The 18,556-nt window shown below is 67.8% G+C and carries 21 protein-coding genes; 12 read left to right on the forward strand and 9 right to left on the reverse strand.

The features are described 5' to 3' along the window. The first annotated feature begins 86 nt into the window (after nt 1–86). Complete coding sequence (locus AWC16_RS11385; RefSeq protein ID WP_085264928.1) at nt 87–806, forward strand: TetR/AcrR family transcriptional regulator; 720 nt, start codon at nt 87–89, stop codon at nt 804–806. An 18-nt stretch (nt 807–824) separates the two neighbouring features. On the opposite strand, the gene AWC16_RS11390 is transcribed toward AWC16_RS11385, so the two are convergent. The 3 genes from AWC16_RS11390 to ramB are packed head-to-tail and all read right to left on the reverse strand — an operon-like array spanning nt 825 to nt 4,261. After that, the gene (locus AWC16_RS11390) at nt 825–2,282 is read right to left on the reverse strand and encodes a DUF92 domain-containing protein (protein WP_085264852.1); all 1,458 of its coding nucleotides are present in this window, start codon (nt 2,280–2,282) and stop codon (nt 825–827) included. A gap of 6 nt (nt 2,283–2,288) precedes the next feature. Continuing rightward, nucleotides 2,289–2,837, reverse strand: coding sequence for a carboxymuconolactone decarboxylase family protein (locus AWC16_RS11395; protein WP_085264853.1), 549 nt, complete (start codon nt 2,835–2,837; stop codon nt 2,289–2,291). Continuing rightward, the gene (ramB, locus tag AWC16_RS11400) at nt 2,834–4,261 is read right to left on the reverse strand and encodes an acetate metabolism transcriptional regulator RamB (RefSeq protein WP_085264854.1); all 1,428 of its coding nucleotides are present in this window, start codon (nt 4,259–4,261) and stop codon (nt 2,834–2,836) included. The genes AWC16_RS11395 and ramB overlap by 4 nt, the downstream gene beginning before the upstream one ends. Before the next feature lie 84 nt (nt 4,262–4,345). On the opposite strand from ramB, the gene AWC16_RS11405 reads away from it, so the two are divergent. The 3 genes from AWC16_RS11405 (at nt 4,346) to AWC16_RS11415 (ending at nt 7,853) form a co-directional block, all read left to right on the forward strand. Continuing rightward, nucleotides 4,346–5,164: an acyl-[acyl-carrier-protein] thioesterase gene (locus tag AWC16_RS11405; protein WP_085264855.1), complete on the forward strand. Its 819-nt coding sequence runs from the start codon at nt 4,346–4,348 to the stop codon at nt 5,162–5,164. Between the two features lie 301 nt (nt 5,165–5,465). Beyond that, the gene (aceA, locus tag AWC16_RS11410) at nt 5,466–6,752 is read left to right on the forward strand and encodes an isocitrate lyase (protein ID WP_085264856.1); all 1,287 of its coding nucleotides are present in this window, start codon (nt 5,466–5,468) and stop codon (nt 6,750–6,752) included. 246 nt (nt 6,753–6,998) lie between these two features. Further along, a complete protein-coding gene (locus tag AWC16_RS11415) occupies nt 6,999–7,853 on the forward strand; it encodes a 3-hydroxybutyryl-CoA dehydrogenase (RefSeq protein ID WP_207572306.1) in 855 nt (284 codons plus the stop codon). A 12-nt stretch (nt 7,854–7,865) separates the two neighbouring features. Here the strand turns inward: AWC16_RS11415 and AWC16_RS11420 are convergent, their stop codons facing one another. Both AWC16_RS11420 and AWC16_RS11425 read right to left on the reverse strand, forming a co-directional pair. After that, complete coding sequence (locus tag AWC16_RS11420; protein WP_085264858.1) at nt 7,866–8,288, reverse strand: hypothetical protein; 423 nt, start codon at nt 8,286–8,288, stop codon at nt 7,866–7,868. A gap of 105 nt (nt 8,289–8,393) precedes the next feature. After that, nucleotides 8,394–9,107, reverse strand: coding sequence for a TetR/AcrR family transcriptional regulator (locus AWC16_RS11425; protein ID WP_085264859.1), 714 nt, complete (start codon nt 9,105–9,107; stop codon nt 8,394–8,396). 107 nt (nt 9,108–9,214) lie between these two features. On the opposite strand from AWC16_RS11425, the gene AWC16_RS11430 reads away from it, so the two are divergent. The 7 genes from AWC16_RS11430 to AWC16_RS11460 all read left to right on the forward strand — a co-directional run bounded on the left by AWC16_RS11430 (nt 9,215) and on the right by AWC16_RS11460 (nt 14,262). After that, nucleotides 9,215–10,549, forward strand: a complete 1,335-nt coding sequence (locus tag AWC16_RS11430; RefSeq protein ID WP_409370679.1) for a DUF445 domain-containing protein — start codon at nt 9,215–9,217, stop codon at nt 10,547–10,549. 87 nt (nt 10,550–10,636) lie between these two features. Beyond that, nucleotides 10,637–11,029 (forward strand): helix-turn-helix domain-containing protein, encoded by a 393-nt coding sequence (locus AWC16_RS11435; protein ID WP_085264860.1) that lies wholly within the window; start codon nt 10,637–10,639, stop codon nt 11,027–11,029. Nucleotides 11,030–11,100: 71 nt separating this feature from the next. Further along, on the forward strand, nt 11,101–11,706 hold the full coding sequence (locus AWC16_RS11440) for a heparin-binding hemagglutinin (RefSeq protein ID WP_085264861.1): 606 nt from the start codon (nt 11,101–11,103) through the stop codon (nt 11,704–11,706). A gap of 43 nt (nt 11,707–11,749) precedes the next feature. After that, nucleotides 11,750–12,031, forward strand: a complete 282-nt coding sequence (locus tag AWC16_RS11445) for a DUF2516 family protein (protein ID WP_085264862.1) — start codon at nt 11,750–11,752, stop codon at nt 12,029–12,031. Nucleotides 12,032–12,036: 5 nt separating this feature from the next. Further along, entirely contained in the window at nt 12,037–12,447 is a 411-nt protein-coding gene (locus AWC16_RS11450) for a DUF2599 domain-containing protein (RefSeq protein WP_085264863.1), read from the forward strand. Then, the gene (gene deoC, locus AWC16_RS11455; protein WP_085264864.1) at nt 12,447–13,142 is read left to right on the forward strand and encodes a deoxyribose-phosphate aldolase; all 696 of its coding nucleotides are present in this window, start codon (nt 12,447–12,449) and stop codon (nt 13,140–13,142) included. The genes AWC16_RS11450 and deoC overlap by 1 nt, the downstream gene beginning before the upstream one ends. 13 nt (nt 13,143–13,155) lie before the next feature. Beyond that, on the forward strand, nt 13,156–14,262 hold the full coding sequence (locus AWC16_RS11460; protein WP_085264865.1) for an agmatine deiminase family protein: 1,107 nt from the start codon (nt 13,156–13,158) through the stop codon (nt 14,260–14,262). Nucleotides 14,263–14,284: 22 nt separating this feature from the next. On the opposite strand, the gene AWC16_RS11465 is transcribed toward AWC16_RS11460, so the two are convergent. The 4 genes from AWC16_RS11465 to AWC16_RS11480 all read right to left on the reverse strand — a co-directional run bounded on the left by AWC16_RS11465 (nt 14,285) and on the right by AWC16_RS11480 (nt 17,448). Then, nucleotides 14,285–15,058, reverse strand: coding sequence for an LmeA family phospholipid-binding protein (locus tag AWC16_RS11465; protein ID WP_085264866.1), 774 nt, complete (start codon nt 15,056–15,058; stop codon nt 14,285–14,287). A gap of 9 nt (nt 15,059–15,067) precedes the next feature. Continuing rightward, on the reverse strand, nt 15,068–15,955 hold the full coding sequence (locus tag AWC16_RS11470) for an LmeA family phospholipid-binding protein (protein WP_085264867.1): 888 nt from the start codon (nt 15,953–15,955) through the stop codon (nt 15,068–15,070). Nucleotides 15,956–16,098: 143 nt separating this feature from the next. After that, entirely contained in the window at nt 16,099–16,917 is an 819-nt protein-coding gene (locus AWC16_RS11475; protein WP_085264868.1) for a carbon-nitrogen hydrolase family protein, read from the reverse strand. Nucleotides 16,918–16,926: 9 nt separating this feature from the next. Then, nucleotides 16,927–17,448, reverse strand: a complete 522-nt coding sequence (locus AWC16_RS11480) for a DUF2505 domain-containing protein (protein WP_085264869.1) — start codon at nt 17,446–17,448, stop codon at nt 16,927–16,929. A gap of 26 nt (nt 17,449–17,474) precedes the next feature. On the opposite strand from AWC16_RS11480, the gene AWC16_RS11485 reads away from it, so the two are divergent. Continuing rightward, nucleotides 17,475–18,536, forward strand: coding sequence for a UDP-N-acetylmuramate dehydrogenase (locus AWC16_RS11485; protein ID WP_085264870.1), 1,062 nt, complete (start codon nt 17,475–17,477; stop codon nt 18,534–18,536). Nucleotides 18,537–18,556 lie beyond the last annotated feature (20 nt).

The following is an 18,556-nucleotide window of genomic DNA, read 5'->3' on the forward strand; positions in this document are numbered from 1 at the left end:
TGTTCCAGGTAGCTAAACTAACTAGATTAAGTGGATTAAGTCAATCCGTTTTGGTTGTTCTTCGCATTACACTTGGCCGGGTGAGTGTGAGTGAGGACACTGCCCGCCCGTTGCGGAAGGACGCCGAGCGCAATCGGAAGCGCGTCCTGGAAGCGGCCCGTGAGCTGTTTGCGAGCAAGGGCTTGGAACCCAATCTCAACGACGTCGCCCATCATGCGGGTGTGGGAGTCGGAACCGTCTACCGGCGGTTCGCCACCAAGGAGGAGTTATTCGAGGCGATCTTCGAGGACGGTCTCAATCAGCTCGCAGATCTCGCGGAAACTGCTCTGCAGCAACCGGACTCATGGCAAGCGATCGTGTGGTACGTCGAGCACATGTGTGAGATCACCGCGACTGACCGAGGGCTGCGGGAGATCGCGTTCAGCAAGGCCTACGGGGGCGATCGCGTCAAGACCGCCCAAGAGCGACTTGTTCCGCTGACGAAGAGACTCGTCGAGCGAGCGCAACGCGACGGCTATCTGCGGCCCGGACTGTCGTCCACGGACATGCCGATCTTCGCGCTGCTGGCGGGCACGGTGAGCGAGTTCGCGGGCAACATCGACCCGGAGCTATGGCGCCGCTATGTGGCCATCATCCTCGACGGCATCCGCCATCGCAGTGGCCAGACGCCGCTGCCGGTCGCCGCACTCGACGACGACGGGGTTGAGTGCGCGATGCGGTCCTGGGAACCGGCAGGCCCCTGTTCTGACCGCCTCAGCCAGGCGGCCGGCGACGAGCACGAATCGGGTGATCGCCGGCGAGTGTGACCACCGGGCGCTGTCCGATCAAGCCCCGATCAGCCAGAAAACCACGGATCCCACCACCATTCCCGTCGCATTGGCGCAGGCGTTGACGGCGTCGTTGCCCATCCACCGCCACCCGGTGGACGCCCGTGTCGGCGCACCGCAGTGCAGGTCGTCCTCCACCGTGGCCCCGCACGTCGCGCAGACGAACCGGGCCTGCACGGTGGCACCGATCAGGGTGTCGACCAGGGAACCGACCACGCCGGCCGCCAGGCCCACCGGCACCATCGCGACGCCGCCGAACAGGGCGCCGAAGGTGCCCACCGCCAGCGCCCCCAGCACCGTCGCGCCGGAACCCAGTGGAGATACCGCGCCCGAGGTGCCCTTGGGCACCCGGCCCCGGGTCCGCAGCGACCACGGCTCCCGCGACGAGAAGCGGCCGATCTCCGATGCCCAGGAGTCGGCGATGCCGGCCGCGATCCCGCCGATGGACACGGCGTACCAGACCGGGTCGCGGGTGAACGCGTAGCCGATCACCGGGAGCAGCACCGGAAGGCCCGCGTTCACGGCGACCTGGCTCATGGTGCGCATACCCGTGGCCCGGATGGGCCGTTTGTACGCGGTGAGCACGCTGGTCAGCGAGAAGAACACCGCGGCCGGGATGATCCACCCCCACCCGCCGAGGCCGACGGCGACACCGGCGATCAAACCGCCGCAGAGCGCGCCCGGAAGATCCAGCCAACGCATCCGGAGCATGAACGGCACGATGGCGCAGCCGAATACGACCGCCGCCAGCCAGCGCAACGCGTCGTCGGTGGACAGATCACGGGCGACGTGCAGCAGCAGCGCAACCCACGGTGTGATCAGCAGGTTGTCCGCCGCGGGCGCCACCAGAAGCTCCACGCCCGCCGTCGTCAGCGCCACGAACAGCGAAACCGACACCGCCATAAACGTATTCAGTTCCAGTCCGACCCGGCAGAACACCATTGACACCACGAAGGCGATGGCGACGAAGGCCACCGATCCTTCGATGGAGCGCACCCCGCCGCCGGCTTCGACCCGGTGCCGGCCGTAGCGGTCCCCGACCAGTGCCGCGCCGGCGTCGGCCAGGCCCAGCACCACCACGCCCGCAGCGATCGCGACTCGATCCGGCCAGAACGCCAGCACCGCGACCAATGCCCCACCGGCGAAGCCCACCAGTCCGTAGTCGCGGGACCGGGTGCCGTCGAAGACCCCCGGCACCGGAACCAGGCCCCGCTCCACAATGAACGCCAACGCCACCGTCGCGGCGGCCAGCACGCCCGCCACCACCGCGCCGTTGGACAGCTGGAATGCGGCCAGCGCCGCGAACAGCCCGCACAGCGCATGGGGAATCTTGCGGGTGACCAGCGGCCCGGCACCGCGGCGCACCAGTGCTCGCCCGACGACGATCAGCACGGCGGCGATCAGCAGGATCCCGCCGCCGGCGACGGCCAGGTCGTGGCTGACGGTGGCTGTCACGCAGCGCTACTCATCGAAGTCCAGCGGCACCCGCAGTGCGCTCAGGGTGGCAGCCAGGGCGTCGTATTGGCTTGTCAACATGACGAATTCGATCAGCCGGGGACGATCCAGGTGTTCGGCCAGTGCCGCCCAGGTGGCATCCGAGAGCGTCCGGGTCTCGACCAGTTCGTCGACCGCGGTCAGCAGAACGCGCTGGCGGTCGCTGAGCTTCTCAAAATTCGGGCCGCCGGGACCTTCGAAGATGAGGGCCTGGGTGGCGTCGTCGAGGCCGGCAGCCCGGGCCATCCGGCGATGGTGCTGCAGTTCGTATTGGCTGTCACGCAGGTGCCCCACCCGCAGGATCACCAGTTCGGTGTCGCGCGTGGAGAACTTGCCGCCCCGCATCAGCACCCCGCCGAACGGCAACCAGGACCACATCAGCCGCTTGTGCTGGCCGAGCGTGGTGAACAGGTGCGCCCGGGGCACGTGCTGGCGCCGGGCGGCGAGCTTGCAGAACAGCCAGTTGGCGACACCGAGGTCGCGCAGGCCGGGCGAATGGGGGATGCGTACAGTCACCGCTGTTGCTTTACCAGATACGGCGACACCGTGCTGCGATGTTCGTTGAGATCCAGGTCACGGCCCAGTGCCGGGAACGCCCGCTGCGGACAGTTGTCGTGGTCGCAGACCCGGCAGCCCACCCCGATCGGGGTGGCCGGGACGTCGTGGCCGGCCGCCAGATCCAGGCCTTCGGAGTAGACCAGCCGGTGGGCGTGGCGCAGTTCGCACCCGAGCCCGATCGCGAATGTCTTGTCGGGCTGACCCCATCGGGACGCGCGGCGCTCGACGGTGCGCGCCACCCACAGGTACTTGCGGCCGTCGGGCATCTCGGCGATCTGCACCAGGATCTTTCCCGGATTGCCGAATGTCTCGTAGACGTTCCACAACGGGCAGGTCCCGCCGCTGGAGGAGAAGTGAAACCCGGTGGCCGACTGACGTTTTGACATGTTTCCTGCCCGATCGACCCGGACGAACGAGAACGGCACGCCCCGCATCGAAGGCCGCTGCAGGGTGGACAGCCGGTGCGCGATGGTCTCGTAGCTGACCCGGTAGAAGGCCGACAGCCGCTCGATGTCGTAGCGGAACGTCTCGGCGCTGTCGTGGAACTGCCCGTAGGGCAAGACGATCGCCGCCGCGAAATAGTTGGCCAGTCCCAGTCGGGCTAGTGTGCGCGAGTCCTTCGAGGTGAACTTTCCGTCTTCGACCATGGCCGAGATCTGGTCGTCGAATTCCAGGTAGGCCAGCTCGGCGGCCATCTTGAACACCCGCTGTCCCCACGACAGGTGATTGGAGATGTCCAGCGTCCGGGTCGTCGCGTCGTAGCGGTGCAGCACCGTCTCGCCCAGGTCGATCCGGCGGTTGATGTGCACGCCGTGCACCTCGGTCAGCCGGTTGGCCAGCTCGACGGCCAATTCGCCCTGGTGCCTGCGCATCCGGGTGGTCAGTTCCTCTGCGGCGGTGTCGAGTTCGTGCAGGTAGTTCTGCCGTTGGTAGAAGTAGTCGCGGACCTCCTCGTGCGGCATGGTGATCGCGCCGGTGCCGCTGCCGTCGGAGAAGCGCTCCTCGGTGGCCGCGGCCAGCTGGGCGGTGGTGATCCGGTAGCGGCGGTGCAGGTTGACCATTGCCCGGGCCAGTTTGGGGTGGGCGCTGACCAGTTCGGCCACCTCGGCCAGATCGACGTCGATGTCGAGGTCGCGGTCCATGGCGACCTCTCGCAACTCGGCGACCAGCCGGGTGTCGTCCTGGGAGGAGAAGAAGCTGGCGTCCACCCCGAAGACCTCGGCGATACGCAGCAGCACCGCCACCGTCAGCGGCCGGACGTCGTGCTCGATCTGGTTGAGGTAACTCGGCGAGATCTCCAGCATCTGTGCCAGTGCGGCCTGGCTGAACCCGCGCTCGCTGCGCAGTTGGCGCACCCGGGCGCCGACGTAGGTCTTGGCCACCCACCCGAGGCTACCTGCTGCGAAGGCGGCATTCGCATAGTTGGCATGGCATGATCCGCTGAGGGAAAACTGCGGGGAGCGTCGATGGAGCAGACACAGGAGCGGACCGGCCTGGCCAAGGTTTTGATGCCGGTGCCGGACCCACACCCCGACGTGTTCGACCGGCAGTGGCCGCTGCGGGTCGCCGACATCGACCGCGTGGGGCGGCTCCGGATGGATGCGGCCGCCCGCCACATCCAGGACATCGGCCAGGATCAGTTGCGGGAGATGGGATATGAGGCCACCCACCCGCTGTGGATCGTCCGGCGCACCATGATGGACCTGATCGCACCCATCGAGTTCCAGGACATACTGCGGGTGCGACGCTGGTGTTCGGGCACCTCCAACCGCTGGTGTGAGATGCGGGTCCGCATCGACGGCAAGCGCAGCGGCGGCCTCATCGAGTCGGAGGCGTTCTGGATCAACATAAACCGGGAGACGCAGGGGCCGGCTCGGATCTCCGAGGACTTCCTGGCCGGGCTGAAGCGCACCACCGATGTCGACCGGTTGCGCTGGAAGGCCTACCTGAAGTCCGGTGGCCGCGAGGACGCGGCCGAGATCCACGAGTTCCCGATCCGGTTCACCGACATCGACCTGTTCGACCATATGAACAACTCGGTGTACTGGAGCGTGGTCGAGGACTATCTGTCGAGTTATCCGGAGCTGCTCGCGGCGCCGCTGCGGGTCACCCTGGAACACGACGCGGCGGTCGCGCTGGGGGACAAACTAGAGATCGTCTCGCACGTCCACCCGGCCGGATCGACGGACATATTCGGGCCCGGACTGGCCGATCGCACTGTTAGAACGCTCACATACATGGTGGGCGAAGAGGTCAAGGCCCTCGCCGCCATCTTCTCGCTGTAACACGTTCTAGTCAGTACGGGCGTACTGCTAAAACCGGCGCTGACCTGTGCGGATATGTTACCGGCTGGTAGCTTGCCCGCGGATTTCACGACGGAGTGTGCCCGCGGTTCTTTGCAGACTTAGCAATTTGTTCCCGATGCGTGGCTGAAATTGGCAACAGAAACGGCTGGACCTGGGCAGATGGGCTGTGTCAAAGTCGCCTTAACACACCAGTGAATCGATCGGGGTGTTAGCAAGTCCGGGAAGCGACCTTCTGGTCACCGGCGGCCCCGACCGGTCGAGAACGCAAAGGAGCGCACCCATGTCGACCGTTGGCACGCCGAAGAGCCCCGAGCAGATCCAGCACGACTGGGACCACAACCCGCGCTGGAAGGGCGTCACCCGCACCTACACCGCGGAGGACGTCGTCGCACTGCAGGGTCACGTCGTCGAGGAGCACACCCTGGCCCGCCGCGGCGCCGAGGTGCTCTGGGAGCAGCTGCACGACCTGGACTACATCAACGCCCTCGGCGCGCTGACCGGCAACATGGCCGTCCAGCAGGTCCGGGCCGGGCTGAAGGCCATCTACCTGTCCGGGTGGCAGGTCGCCGGTGACGCGAACCTGTCCGGGCACACCTACCCCGACCAGAGCCTGTACCCGGCCAACTCGGTGCCGCAGGTGGTGCGCCGGATCAACAACGCGCTGCTGCGTGCCGACGAGATCGCCAAGGTCGAGGGCGACACCTCGGTGGCCAACTGGCTGGCTCCGATCGTGGCCGACGGCGAGGCCGGTTTCGGTGGCGCGCTCAACGTCTACGAGCTGCAGAAGGCCATGATCGCGGCCGGCGTCGCCGGCTCGCACTGGGAGGACCAGCTGGCCTCGGAGAAGAAGTGTGGACACCTGGGCGGCAAGGTGCTGATCCCCACCCAGCAGCACATCCGCACCCTGACCTCGGCCCGTCTGGCCGCTGACGTCGCCGACGTGCCGACCGTGGTGATCGCCCGGACCGACGCCGAGGCCGCCACCCTGATCACCTCCGACGTCGACGAGCGCGACCAGCCGTTCATCACCGGTGACCGGACCGCGGAGGGCTTCTACCGGGTGCGCAACGGCCTGGAGCCGTGCATCGCCCGGGCCAAGGCCTACGCCCCGTACGCCGACCTGATCTGGATGGAGACCGGCACCCCGGACCTGGAGCTGGCCCGCAAGTTCGCCGAGGGCGTCAAGGCCGAGTTCCCGGACCAGATGCTGGCCTACAACTGCTCGCCGTCGTTCAACTGGAAGCAGCACCTCGACGACGCCACGATCGCCAAGTTCCAGAACGAGCTGGGCGCGATGGGCTTCAAGTTCCAGTTCATCACGCTGGCCGGCTTCCACGCCCTGAACTACTCGATGTTCGACCTGGCCCACGGCTACGCCCGCAAGCAGATGAGCGCCTACGTCGAGCTGCAGGAGCGCGAGTTCGCCGCCGAGGAGCGCGGCTACACCGCCACCAAGCACCAGCGTGAGGTCGGTGCCGGCTACTTCGACCGGATCGCCACCACCGTCGACCCGACGTCGTCGACGACGGCGCTGGCCGGCTCCACCGAAGAGGGCCAGTTCCACTGAGTCGAGTGGCGCCAGCCACGAGGCGAGGTGGAACCGAAGGCGTGAGCCACTAGGCCATTAACTTGCCGCGAGCGTGCGCAGTTGTACGCCCGGACACGGCGTGTTGTGTGCAGACACGCACGCTCGCGCAAGGAAGACCTTTCCCGCGGTGGAAGTCGGATTGCGGCGCGGGGGAGTTGACAGCGCAGGCCCCGCCCAGCCAGCCTGGGCGGGGCCTGTTGCTGGGCGTTGACTGAAAGGGAGACAGTGTCGATCCAACGAGTAGGTGTCATCGGAGCCGGGCAGATGGGTGCCGGAATCGCCGAGGTCTCTGCGCGTGCCGGCGTCGAGGTGAAGGTCTTCGAGACCACCGACGCACTGGTCACCGCCGGACGCAACCGGATCGTCAAGTCGCTGGAGCGCGGGGTGAGTGCGGGCAAGATCACCGAACGCGAGCGCGACGACGCCGTCGGCAACCTGACCTTCACCACCGACCTGGGCGACCTGGCCGACCGGCAGCTGGTCATCGAGGCCGTCATCGAAGACGACACCGTGAAGTCGAAGATCTTCGCCGAGCTCGACCGGGTGATCACCGACCCGGACGCCGTGCTGGCCTCGAACACCTCCAGCATCCCGATCATGAAGATCGCCGCTGCGACCGAGAACCCGCAGCGGGTGCTGGGCCTGCACTTCTTCAACCCGGTTCCGGTGCTGCCGTTGGTCGAGCTGGTCAGCACCCTGGTCACCGACCCGGCTGCCGCCGACCGCACCGAGGAGTTCGCCAGCGCGGTGCTGGGCAAGCAGGTGGTGCGCTGCTCGGATCGGTCCGGGTTCGTGGTGAACGCCCTGCTGGTGCCCTACCTGCTGTCGGCGGTTCGCATGCTCGAGTCCGGGTTCGCCACCGTCGAGGACATCGACAAGGCGATCGTCGCCGGGCTGTCGCACCCGATGGGCCCGCTGCGGCTGTCCGACCTCGTCGGCCTGGACACGCTGAAGCTGATCGCGGACAAGATGTACGAGGAGTTCAAGGAGCCGCTCTACGCCGCGCCGCCGCTGTTGCTGCGCATGGTCGAAGCCGGCCAGCTCGGCAAGAAGTCGGGCCGGGGCTTCTACAGCTACTGATCCGATTCCCTGCTAGTGAGTCGGGGATACCCCGTAGGCCGCCCAGCAGGGCTTGCCGTCCATGGGTGAGCTTGATGGTGACGGCCCCCTTTGGGTCAACCCCTCCGGCGGTACCAGGGTGGGAACCCCGTTCCAGATGACGCAGCGAGCGTCGGTGAGGAGGTCGTTCGGTGGGCGGTCTTCCTGGCCGGCGCGGGCGGCCTGGTCGGCGGCCTTCTTGGCCTCGCCGATGGCTCGGTTGGCGATTCCGGCGCCGCAGGCCTGCGGGTCCTGCCGTTGGCCCTGGTCGCCGCCGGCGCAGGCCTCCTGCCCCTGCTCGGCCGGCTGGTCCGGGTCATCGGCGCCCGCCACCGGGGGACAGGGCAGGACTGCTGCTGTGACGATCACTGTCGACAAGACCGCCTTGGCGGCCAGTCTGTAGCTCTTCGTGACCATTGCGAGTCACCTGCCTTCGGTCGGAGATCAGGCCCTAGTGGTTCCGAGCAGGCCTTTCCGAGCAGCGTATGAGAGTGGACAGATCTCCACAACGGTTCGGCAGGCTCAGTTGCCGGACTCCGCCCGTCGCCAGGGCAGTATCGGCGACGGGTGCGGGCCGGAGTTGAACTTCTCCAGCGACCCGCCCACCTCGACGATCCCGCAGAGCGCGTTCCAGCTCAGCATGGTCAGGTAGTCGATCAGGTCATCGGAGCTCATCCGCGGGTCCAGCAGCCACGAGTGAGTGGCCAACTGCACCCCGCCGACGATCATGTACGCCCACGGCTCGACCCCGCGGGTGTCCATGCCGACCACGCTCATTCGGCGGCGCAGCATCACCGCGAGCATCCGGGCGATGATGCGCTCGGAGTCTGCGATCACCTTGCTCTTGCTGGCCGAGCTGTTGGCCATGACGAACCGGTACGGCTCGGGCTCGTTGGCCACGGTCTGCACGTATACCCGGATGATCTCGCGGACCAGGTCGAAGCCGTCCAGGTTCGCAGACAGTGCGGCGGCCATGTTGGGAATCAGGGTGGTCTGCGCGAAGCGCATCATCACCGCGGTGGTCAGGTCGTTCTTGTCGACGAAGTAGCGGTACAGGACCGTCTTGGACACGCCGATCTCGCCGGCGATCTCATCCATGCTCACGTACCGGCCGCGCCGCCGGATCGCCTCGATCGTCCCGTCGATCAGATCATTGCGACGATCGACCTTGTGCTGGTGCCAGCGCCGCTTTCGACCGTCGGTCTTGGCGGTGCCGGTCCGGAGCTGCTCTGCCACTATCACGGATTCCCATTCACTAGACGCTTCAGATAATACGGGCTGGTCCAGCAAACTTTGTGGTCCGGTAACAGTTACCGCGGGTCGAGATAGCGCATGATGGGGTGGTGGTGCATCGAGAGAACCGGCCGTCGTGGCCGGGTGCTGCGCGGACCGTGCAGTCGTTGGCGGAATCGTTCGCAGACGCCGATCCGGTCGCAGATGCCGTGCGGTTGCGTGATCTGCGACGGATGAAAGTGCTCGCGCTGAGCTTCCTGCTCGGCGCGACCGTCGTCTTCCTGCTGTGCCGGTGGGCACAGGCTGATGGCTCCGCCGCGGTCTGGGTGGGCTACGTGGGCGCCGCCGCGGAGGCCGGCATGGTCGGCGCCCTGGCGGATTGGTTCGCGGTCACCGCGCTGTTCAAGCACCCCCTGGGTATTCCGATCCCGCATACCGCGATCATCAAACGCAAGAAGGACCAGCTCGGGGAGGGCCTGGGCACCTTCGTGCGGGAGAACTTCCTGTCGCCGCCGGTGATCGAGACCAAGCTGCGCGACGCGCAGATCGCCGGGCGGCTGGGCAAGTGGATGTCGGAGCAGACGCACGCCGAGCGGGTGGCCGCCGAGGCGGCGACCGTGCTGCGGGTGCTCGTCGAACTGTTGCGAGACGAAGAGATCTCCTACGTCATCGACCGGATGATCGTGCGTCGCATCGCTGAACCCCAATGGGGGCCGCCGGTCGGCCGAATGCTGGGCACCCTGCTCGCCGAGCATCGGCAGGAGGCGTTGATCCAGTTGCTTGCCGACCGGGCCTTCCAGTGGTCGCTCAATGCCGGCGAAGTCATCCAGCGGGTGGTGGAGCGCGACTCGCCGACCTGGTCGCCGCGGTTCATCGACCATCTGGTCGGGGACCGGATACACCGCGAGCTGATGGACTTCACCGACAAGGTGCGCCGCAATCCCGACCATGAACTGCGCCGCAACGCGACTCGCTTCCTGTTCGAGTTCGCCAACGACCTGCAGTACGACGCGGCGACCATCGCGAAAGCAGAGTCGGTCAAGGACCAGGTGATGGCGCGCGAAGAGGTCGCCAAAGCGGCGGCGACGGCGTGGGCGACGCTCAAGCGGTTCGTGCTCGAAGGCGTCGATGATCCGACGGGAGCCCTGCGCACCCGCATCGCCGGTGCGGTGGTGCAGATCGGTGAGTCGCTGCGCGACGACGTCGAACTTCGCGACAAGGTGGACAACTGGATCGTGCGGGCTGCGCAGCACCTGGTGGCCCAGTACGGGGTGGAGATCACGGCGATCATCACCGAGACCATCGAGCGTTGGGACGCTGCGGAGGCGAGCCGGCGAATCGAATTGCATGTCGGGCGAGACCTGCAATTCATCCGGATCAACGGCACCGTCGTCGGCTCACTTGCCGGTCTGGCGATCTACACCATAGCTCAACTTATGTTCTGACCTGCGCTAGCAAGTGCTTGCAAAAGTTAGCACCGGGGATTATCGTGGTACGTGTCAGCACGTAGCCGTCCACGGAAGGGGTCACCGGTGTCGCAGGATGACAAGCTCGCCGCGGTGGTGTCCACGGCTGCGGCGGATATCGGAAGCTTCATTCGGTCCCAGCGCGAAGCCGCGCAGGTGTCCATGCGGCAGCTGGCCGACAAGGCCGGCGTCAGCAACCCGTATCTGAGCCAGATCGAACGCGGGCTGCGCAAGCCGTCCGCCGATGTCCTCAACCAGATCGCCAAGGCCCTGCGGGTCTCCGCCGAGGTGCTCTACGTCCGCGCGGGGATTCTGGAGCCGAGCGAGAAGAGCGAGGTCCGCGACGCCGTCATCGCTGATGCGGCGATCACGGAACGCCAAAAGCAGGTTCTGCTCGACATCTATACCTCCTTCGTCCAGCAGAACGAAGCCGACGGTGAGGAGACGCCAACTGCCTGATCTTCATACGTCTGCCTGATCCAAGTAATCACGAGTAACCACGCACGATCCCAACCCGAAAGGAAACCGACATGGCTGAGAACCCCACCATCGAAGAGCTGAAGGCTCCGCTGCTGGCCGCGCTCGGCGCCGCCGACCTGGCCCTGGCGACCGTGACCGACCTGGTAGCCAACCTGCGCGAGCGCGCCGGTGAGGCCCGCGAGGACGCCACCACCCGCGTCGAGGAGAGCCGTGCCCGGCTGACCAAGCTGCAGGAAGAGCTGCCCGAGCAGTTCGCCGAGTTGCGGGAGCGCTTCACCGCCGACGAGCTGCGCAAGGCCGCCGAGGGCTACGCGGAGGCCGCCAACGAGCGGTACAACGACCTGGTGGCGCGCGGCGAGGCCGCCTTGGTGCGGCTGCGCAGCCAGTCCGGTCTGGATGACGCCTCCGCACAGGTCGAGGGCTACGTGGACCAGGCCGTCGAGCTGACCCAGGAGGTGCTGGGCAACGTCGCGTCGCAGACCCGTGAGGTCGGCGAGCGCGCCGCCAAGCTGGTCGGCATCGAGCTGCCCAAGAAGGACGAGGCCCCGGCGGCCCCGGCCAAGAAGGCCGCCGCCAAGAAGGCTCCGGCCAAGAAGGCCGCCGCCAAGAAGGCTCCGGCCAAGAAGGCCCCGGCCAAGAAGGTCACCCAGAAGTAAACGCAGTTCGACGCCCGGGACGGTACCCGCCTAGGCTTGCAGCGTGATCGCTGCGAACCTGGTGGGTACCGTCCTTGGCGTTTTGCAGATCGCCGTCTTCGCGACGGCGGTGTATGCCTTCGTCCATGCCGCGATGCAACGCGCCGACGCCTACACCGCCGCCGACAAGCTGACCAAGCCGGTATGGCTGGTGATCCTCGGGGTGTGCGCGCTGCTGGCCCTGGTGCTGCAGGTCATGGGCATGGCGATCGCGGCCTGCGCAGCCGGTGTCTACCTGGTGGACGTGCGGCCCCGACTGCTTGAGGTTCAAGGCAAGTCCCGCTAGCGCCCATGCTGCGTCCGATCGCCATTTCGGCCCTGATGGCCGCAGCGGCCGCGGTGTTGTTCGCGGCGCCGGCCTCGGCCGACACCGAGTTGCCCGGTTACGTCGATCACACCGAGTGGGTCAGCTACGACGGTAAGACCAGCTTGCGGGTCTACCCGACCCCGTTCGCGCGGGCGGTGGTCATCCGGCTCGATGCCGGCGTGCAGGGGGAACAGGCCTGGCTAGAGGTGCTCGCCAGCGCGCCGGACGCCGACACCCCCGGCATGCGTGATCAATTCCTCTGCCACTGGAGCTACGCCGAGTTCGCCCGGCCGGGCAAGACCAGTTGGAACCTGGAGCCGTGGCGGCCCGTCGTCGACGCCGTGACCATGCTCGAATCCGGCTGCAATCCCGGCGCCGCCGAAGAGGCCTTCTGATGTCGCCGACCTCGGAGCGCCGGTGGGACCGTGCCCAGGTGGCACGACTGGTCGATCACACCCTGCTCAAACCGGAGGCCACCGCAGACCAGGTGGGCGCTGTTGTCGCCGAAGCCGCCGAACTCGGGGCGGCCGCGGTGTGCGTGTCGCCGTCGATGGTGGCTGTCGCCGCCGCGGTCGATAGTGCCCGGGTTCCGGTCGCCGCGGTCGTCGGCTTCCCGTCCGGCAAGCATCTGCCGGCGGTCAAGGCCCAGGAGGCGGCACTTGCCGTCGCGGACGGGGCGACCGAGATCGACATGGTGATCGACGTCGGCGCGGCGCTCGCGGGCGACTTCACCGGGGTGGGCGCCGACATCGCCGCCGTGCGCGCTGCGGTGCCCGACGCGGTGCTCAAGGTGATCCTGGAATCGGCTGCACTGCTCGAGCTCGCCGGCGACGCCGTCCTGATCGCCGCGTGCCGGGCCGCCGAAGATGCCGGTGCTGACTTCGTCAAGACCTCCACCGGATTTCATCCCTCCGGCGGAGCGTCCGTGCACGCCGTGACTCTGATGGCCGCAACGGTCGGCGGCCGGTTGGGGGTCAAGGCCAGCGGCGGTATCCGTACTGCCGAGGATGCGCTGGCCATGCTCGAGGCCGGGGCGACCCGGCTGGGGCTGTCCGGCACCCGAGCGGTGCTCGAGGGATTGTCGGCATGAAACAGGGGTTGTGATGCGGCGTCGGCGGTTCATGCAGGCCGGGATGGCCGCGATTGGAGGGTTGGCGACTGCGGGATGCGACGGACCGACCCCGACGCAGGCAGGCGCTGATGGTGCGACGTGGGTGATGCCGGAAGAAGGGGACCCGCACGCGCGGACGTGGATGGCGTTCGGCGCCAGCGAGCGTCTCTGGGGTGCGCAGGTGCTGCCACGGGTGCGGCGGGATCTGGCGTTGATTGCGACCACGATCGCGCGGTTTGAGCCGGTGTCGATGCTGGTGCGCCCGGAGGAGATGGACCTGGCCCGCGGTCTGATCGGTGCGTCGAACATAGAGCTCGTCGCCGCACCGGTAGACGATCTGTGGGTGCGCGACACCGGGCCGGTATTCGTCAGGGGGGACAGTGGTTGGGGCGGTGTCGATTTCAACTTCAACGGCTGGGGCGGCAAGCAGGAACACAGTCGCGACGCCGATATCGCCGAATTCGTGGTCGGCCGGGCCGGGGTGCGGACGGTGCACACCGACCTAGTGATCGAGGGCGGAGCGATCGAGGTTGACGGCCAGGGCAGCGCCATCATCACCGAAAGCTGCGTGCTCAACCGCAACCGCAACCCTGGTTGGGCCAAGCACGACGTAGAGGCCGAACTTGACCGCGTACTCGGGATCAAAAAGGTGATCTGGCTGCCCGGTATCGCCGGGCGTGACATCACCGACGGACATACCGATTTCTACGCCCGCTTCGCGGGAGCGGGCGTTGTCGTCGCCGGCCTCGACACCGACCCGGATTCTTACGACTATGACGTCACGCGCCGCCACCTCGACATCCTGTACTCGGCGACCGACGCCCAGGGCCGACCGTTGCGGGTCGAGGTGATCGAGGGCCCGTCGACGGTCCGGGACGAGTTCGACAGCGACGACTTCGCAGCCGGTTACATCAACTACTACGTCTGCAACGGCGCGATCATCGCCCCCGAATTCGGCGACACCGGCGCTGACAGTGCCGCCAAAGCCACACTCGAACGCCTCTTCGCCGGCCGGCAGGTCCTGCAGATCAACATCGATGCGATCGCCGCTGGCGGCGGTGGTATCCACTGCACCACGCAGCAGGAACCCGGCCGCTGACCGGCCGACGGGAACCGATCACTCACAGCGACGCGAAGCACTGCCTCGACGACGACGCCGGGATGGTGGCGTCCCGGGCGGAAAACTTCACCACCACACCGGAATCGGTGACTTGCACGCTGTCGAGGCCGATGCCCAGCGGAAGGTCGTCGGTCACCTTCGAAGTGAGATCGTCCAGGTTGCGCTGCACGGTGTCGGAGTCCAGGTCCTGGCCGAGTGCCTCCAGGGTGATGACCTCCAGCCGTAGCCCGTTGTCCACCAGCTGCGGCTTGACGGTTGCCTTGTTGAGCAGGCCCTTGAGCTCGACGGTGCCGGCAGCCGGATCGGTGGTGACCTTGCCGGTGACGATGCTGCCGATCACCGGGACCACGTCTTCGATCGACTGCTTGATGCCGTCCGCCGGCCAGGTGATGGTGCCGTCGAGAGCCCCGATGGTGCCCTTGGAGGCGGCGCCGTCCGCGTCCGCTGTGCCCTTGGTCAACCGGATGTCGCGAATGTCCAGCGCCAGGCGCATGCCCTTGGCCTGCCGGATCTGGTTGCCGGCGGTCTCCACCGAGATGTGGGGGTACTCGCGGTTGAAGTACTGCGCCAGCACCGGGGGAGTGGTCCCGAAGGACACGGAGGCACTGTCTTGCGCTTCGCACTTGACCGCGTCGGCGACCAGGCTGTTCGCCCGGTGCCGCGCGTAGAGCTCACCGCCGAACATCCCGGCCAGGGCCAACACGAGGACCGCGGTCAGCGCCAACAGGACCGCAGGCAGGCCGGCAAAACGATGCTCGGGCCCCGAAGTGCTCATTACTGCAGGCTACAGATTTGCGAAACAGGGGTCATCGCTGCGCGGGATGGAGGCGTTGCGGGTGGAGAATCGCGCCACCACACCGGTGTCGGTGACCTCGATGCTGTCGGCGCGCAGGCCGAGCGGGTAGCGCTTCGTCAACTCCGCGGCGAACCGGTCCAGCTCGGGCTGCAGCGACTCGCGCGGCAGGGTCAGAGCCCCCAGGCCGGTCAGCTTCTGGACCTGCAGCGACAGCCCACCGTTGACCACCTCCGGCTTGACCACCACGGTGGCCAAACCGAAGGCCCCCTTGAGCTCGACGGTGCCGTCACGTGAATTGGTCTTCAGGTCGGAGACCAGGTTGCCCAGGATCGGCACCATGGACTGGACGGTCTCCTTGATGCCGGCCGCCGGCCAGGTCAGCGTGGCGTCCAGGGCGCCGATGGTGCCCTTGGAGTCGCCGTTGCCGTGCAGATCGACGTCGGAGATGTTCAGGTCGGCCGTCATCTGCTTGGCGTCCTTGACCTGATTGCCCGCGGTGTGGATGGAGATGTTGGTGTAGTTGCCGGTGATGTGCTGCCACAGGAACGGCGGTGTCACCCCGAATGACGCGCTGGCCTTGTCGTGCACCACGCATTCGGTCGCCTTGGCCACCTTGTTGTCGGCGATGCGGCGGGCGATCAGCTCGGCGCCGATCAGACCGGCCAGGGCAAGCGCGATCACCGTCACGAAGATCAGGACCAGGGCCAGCGGGTCCCGCAGCACAGAGGTCGACCGCGCCTGGGTGCCCGGCGCTTCGATCGCGGTGGTGGGCGCGTCAGTGCCCGGTACTTCGGGCGGGGGGCCCGCGGGCGGCGGCGCGGCGGGAATCCGGGTGGTGGCCGCCTCAGTTCCCGTCACGGGCGGCGGAACCGGCATCTGCCGGGTGGGTGACGCCGACGGCCCGGGTGGATTCGGGGTCGGATGGGGAGGCGGACTCGGGGGTGTGCCGGTGTGGGGTTCGGGCTGGCCGGGCGGGCGAGCCCAGGGCGACTCGCCGTGGGGAGGTCCGGGCGGATTGCTCACCCGCGCGATTCTGCCTTACCGACCTGAAGGAAGTCCGCGCGATTGCTCAACACGGCCAGCGTCCGGCGGGCGGTGGTGACCGCGTCGAGGTCGATGTCACAGACCAGCAGCTGTGGCGATGCGCCCGCCGAGGCGACCACCTCGCCCCACGGCGAGGCGACCAGGCTGTGGCCCACACCGGTCGGTGCGCCTGAGGAATCCGGCGGGGCGCCGGGGTCGGCTTGCCCGACGGCGGCGATGTAGCTGGTCGAGTCCAGGGCCCGGGCCCGGGCCAGCAGTTCCCACTGGGCCAGCTTCCCCGGTCCGGCGCCCCAGGAGGCGCAGACCGCGATCAGCTGCGCGCCGCGGTCGGCCAGCTCGGTGTACAGCGCCGGGAACCGGATGTCATAGCAGGTCGACAACCCGACGCCGACGCCGTCGACATCGATCACCACCGGCTCGAATCCCGGTGCGACGGTGCGTGATTCGGTGAATCCGAACGCGTCGTAGAGGTGGACCTTGTGATAGTGCGTGTCGGTGCCGGGTCCGGCTGCCAGCAAGGTGTTGGTGACCCGCCCGTCGTCGGCCGGGGTGAACATCCCCGCGACGACGGTGATCCCGGTACGGGTGGCGACCGCGCGAACCTGGGTGGCCCACGGCCCGTCGAGTGGTTCGGCGATCGGGTCCAGCGGCACCCCGAACCGGCACATCGTCGCCTCCGGGAACACCACCAGCGTGGCGCCTTGCGCAGCGGCGCGTTCGGTGTAGTCGGCCACCAGTTCCAGGTTCGCGCCCGGGTCGGTGCCGCTGAGGATCTGCGCACACGCAATCCGCATGGGTACAGCCTATGCGGTCGGCGCCGGACCGCCCCGCCTGAGCCACGTCGAGGTGAACCGCTGCTCGGTGGTCATCAGCTCGGCCAGCTGGCCGCCGATGAAACCTTCGATCTTGCCGCCCACCAGCGGGATGTCGACCTGCACCGTCGCGATCAGCCGCAGCTCGCAGCCGCCAGCGGCGGGTTCCAGGACCGCATCCCCGGACAGCCTCGCCGGTGCTCCGACGATCTTGCCGGTGACCTCCGCGCGGGCTCTCCCGCCGCGGACCGGATGCCATTTCTCGTGGCGGGCCACATCCAGGTCACCGGGATGGAACTGCGCGGCCAGCGCCGGCAGTTTCTCCCGGTGGATGCCCTGCGTGGTGGCGATGACGACACCGCCGTCAGCCTCGATGATCATCGAGTCCAGCGCCACGGTGTCGGCTCCGGAATCGGCCAACCGGGCCAGCCAGTACTGCTCGTCGGCGAAAGCGGCATACACCTGCTCGACGCTTGCCAGGTAGTGCTCGGACAGCGTGAATGTACGCGGCATAGCTGGTCAGGCTACCGTTACCGGCCGTGGCGAGTTCCGAGTTCGCGGGCGCGCGCGTCGCCGAGGCGGTGCCGCTGGCGCCGTTGACCACCCTGCGGGTCGGACCGGTTGCCCGGCGGGTCATCACCTGCGTCGACACCGAGCAGATCGTCGTGACATTGGTCGAGCTCGACCGGGCCGGTGCCCGGCCGCTGCTGCTGGCCGGCGGCTCCAACGTGGTGATCGCCGACGACCTGTCCGAGCTGACCGTCGTGCACCTCACCGGCGACCGCATCACCATCGACGGCAACCTGCTGCGGGCCCAGGCCGGCGCGGTCTGGGATGACGTGGTCGCGGCAGCCGTCGGCGCGAATCTGGGCGGGCTGGAGTGCCTGTCCGGCATCCCCGGCTCGGCCGGCGCCACCCCGGTGCAGAACGTCGGGGCCTACGGTGCGGAAGTCGCCGACACCCTGACCCGGGTGCTGCTGCTCGACCGACGCACCAGGACGGTGCGCTGGACACCGGCCGGTGAGCTGGGACTCGGCTACCGGAGCAGCGTGCTGAAACACTCGGACGCCGCGGTGGTGCTGGAGGTGGAGTTCGAACTGGATGCGGCCGGGCGCAGCGCGCCGCTGCGCTACGGCGAGCTGACCGCCGCGCTGCACGGCTCCGAGGGCGAGCGCGCCGACCCGGCGACGGTCCGTGCGGCCGTGCTCAAGCTGCGGTCGGCGAAGGGCATGGTGCTCGACGCGGGCGACCACGACACCTGGAGTGTGGGGTCTTTCTTCACTAATCCGGTTGTGCCGCTGGATGTTTACCGGGAGCTGGCCGACCGGGCAAGCGGCCCGGTCCCGCACTGGGACGCCCCGAACGGGGTGAAGCTGGCGGCCGGCTGGCTGGTGGAGCGGTCCGGTTTCGGCAAGGGTTATCCGGACGATCCGGGCGCGGTCTGCCGGTTGTCCACCAAGCATGCGCTGGCCTTGACCAACCGGGGTGGCGCCACCACCGCCGACATCTTGAAGCTGGCCCGCATCGTGCGCGACGGGGTGCACGATGCGTTCGGCATCACCTTGCACCCGGAGCCGGTGCTGGTGGGTTGCGCGCTGTGAGCCCTGTCCGCCGGTAGCCA

Origin of the sequence: Mycolicibacter longobardus (assembly GCF_002102265.1) — a bacterium.
GTDB classification, from domain to species: Bacteria; Actinomycetota; Actinomycetes; order Mycobacteriales; family Mycobacteriaceae; genus Mycobacterium; species Mycobacterium longobardum.